The organism is Kitasatospora sp. NPDC047058 (assembly GCF_040643935.1).
Lineage (GTDB): Bacteria > Actinomycetota > Actinomycetes > Streptomycetales > Streptomycetaceae > Kitasatospora.
Genome location: NZ_JBEYVJ010000848.1, coordinates 1 through 1482, shown reverse-complemented (window position 1 = coordinate 1482; position 1482 = coordinate 1). Strand labels below are relative to the sequence as shown.

The following is a 1482-nucleotide window of genomic DNA, read 5'->3' as shown; positions in this document are numbered from 1 at the left end:
CCTGGACGTGCAGGACGAGCACCGGGGCGGCCGTCTCGGTCACGATCGAGTCGTCCGGCTCGGCGATCGGGGACAATCCCCTCTCGCTCCGCGGCCGGAACTCCGCTAACAGCTCGGCGGCTGTCCGGAGCTCCTTCGATGGGGCGCTGTCGTTCACGCCACTCTCCATTCCTCATCCGTGCGGGCGGGCGGCCCGCGGTGTCCGAACCTAGCCCAGCCTGCGGAGGTCCAGGTACCGGATTTCTGCCGGCCGTACCTCTGGGGCCGAGGCCGGCCGGAGCGCCTGACGCGTCGATCTGCAAGGCCTACTTGGCGTCGTGTGCAGGGGGTGCGCAGGGGTCGGCCCATCGGGTTGCGCGATGTGTCGAGAAAACCCTGCACGGAACGTCCGCTCCCACGGGCCGTGCCGTCCTGGACGGGCGCGGCAGGCGGACTCGCGTGAGTGCCGTACGCATCCACACGACTGCGGAGTGCTATGGTCGGGCGTCCGGCGGCACGTCACAGGGAAGGTGGGCCGGCGCATGGCCGAGGGACGATCCGAACGCAACGCGGAGCGCGACGACGACGCTGACACCGACAGGCCCAGGCGTCGTGCCAGCCTGGAGGAGAGCGCCAAGGCGGCCGCCGCTCGGCTTGAGGAAATCCACCAGTACCTCTCCGACCTGTACGCGCGGCGCGAGGTCATCGCACAAACCGTCACCCGGGGCGGGATTCAGCTGGACTGGATCCCGGTCGAGTCCCAGCTTTCCGGCGAGCGGCCGGCCGAGCCGCCGAGCGAGAACATCCCGTTCGAGCCTGTTGCCGGAGAGCGTCGGGAGCGTCCGGTCCAGTTCGAGCTCGAACGGGAGGGAGCCGAGTTGGGCCCGCCCGGCACGGTTCCGGCCGTACGGCTCCCGATCGAGCTGATCGCCCCCACCGTTGCCCTCAACGACTGGCTCGCCAAGGGGCGGCACGCCAACCGGGTCGGTCTGCCCGCCGACGCCCGTGAGATCGTCCCGCCCACCGAGAGCGGCGACCACAAGTACGCCGCCACCGCCCAGGTGGTGACGTGCTACGGCACGGACGGATACATCAACGCGTGGGACCCGTACGTCTTCCGTTCCGACGAATTCTCGCTCGGGCAGCTCCTGCTCACCCGGGGCTCCGGCACCGACCACCAGACGATCGAGGTCGGCTGCCAGGAGTACCGCGACATCTACGGTGACTGGGTGCCGCACCTGTTCGTCTTCTACACCACCAACAACTACACCAAGTTCGGCAAGGGCCTGGGCGGCTATAACCAGAACGTCGAGGGCTGGGTCCAGGTCGCCGACACCATCCACCCGGGCGCGTCGATCACCCCGCTCAGCCGCTTTGACGCCGAACAGTTCGTGCTGCCCCTCAAGGTCCAGCTCTGGAAGGGCAACTGGTGGGTCAGGGTGAACGGTGTCTGGATCGGCTACTACCCGGCAGAGCTGTTCAGCACCGCCGGTCTGCGCTCGC

Annotated in this window: 1 protein-coding gene; it reads left to right on the top strand. The window is 68.9% G+C overall.

The window, feature by feature from the left end; genetic code table 11:
* Nucleotides 1–521: 521 nt before the first annotated feature.
* Nucleotides 522–1482 (top strand): neprosin family prolyl endopeptidase (locus ABZ885_RS41050; protein WP_360200297.1); only part of this gene is annotated, 961 nt, incomplete at its 3' end.